Raw genomic sequence first — 1102 nt, 5'->3', positions numbered from 1 at the left:
AATGGGACTCAGATAAAGAGCAGTTGTTAGCTGTTAATAATAGCGATGATCAAATTTGCGTGGGAACAGTGTTTTTAGACGCAAGTGTTGATTCAGGTGCTGAAATCGTCGCGCAGTTAGATGAACTGAACCAAGCTGTTCCAATTCTCACGATTGGCGATGCGGGGCATTTCAATTTGGATGATGTGTTACGTAAAAAAGTCATCGCATCGCTCGAATCATCTCTGGAATACAACCAAACCATTGATAGCTTATATCGTGCTCAGTTGTACCGAGATCAATTTGCTACGAACCGGAAGCGTGGACAGCAGCGAGAAGCTGAATTGTTTAGAAGCTTGGTCGGTACTAGTCGCCCAATTCAAGAAGTTAGAGCTCTTATGGGACAAGTGGCTGACAAAGATGTTAGCGTTTTGATCACTGGTCAGTCTGGTACGGGTAAGGAAGTAGTAGCGCGCAATTTGCACTACAACTCACATCGTCGCAATGAGCCTTTTGTTCCCGTTAACTGTGGTGCTATTCCTGCTGAGCTTCTAGAAAGCGAATTATTTGGCCATGAAAAGGGCGCATTTACTGGTGCGATAACTGCCCGTTCAGGTCGCTTTGAGCTTGCTGAGGGTGGCACGTTGTTTCTGGATGAGATCGGAGACATGCCGCTAAATATGCAGGTGAAAATTCTTCGCGTATTGCAAGAAAAAACCTACGAGCGAGTCGGTGGAACAAAAACGATTCCTACTGATGTGCGTATTATTGCTGCGACGCACAAAAATCTCGAAGAGATGATCGAAGAGGGCACATTCCGAGAAGATCTGTATTACCGACTGAATGTCTTCCCGATTGAAATGCCTGCTTTAAAGGAGCGTGAGGAAGATATTCCTTTGTTGATCAACGAACTCATTTCGCGTATGGAAACTGAGAAGCGCGGATCTATTCGTTTCAACTCCGCTGCGATTTTGAGTTTATGCCGCCATGAATGGCCGGGTAATGTTCGTGAGCTTGCTAACTTAGTTGAGCGCTTGGCGATTATGTATCCTTATGATGTGATTGGTGTTAAAGAGCTTCCACAGAAGTACCGTCATGTTGAGGTAGAGGATGAGTTCCTTGA

1 protein-coding gene is annotated in these 1102 nt (G+C 45.2%); it reads left to right on the top strand.

The features are described from left to right. A partial coding sequence (locus tag A3738_RS08865) for a sigma-54 dependent transcriptional regulator (protein WP_197473738.1) occupies nucleotides 1–1102 on the top strand: 1102 nt, incomplete at both ends.

The sequence above is a fragment of the Oleiphilus sp. HI0066 genome, from assembly GCF_001635725.1.
Note: the sequence above shows the minus strand (reverse complement) of the source record. Positions and strands in the feature narration are given on the sequence as shown.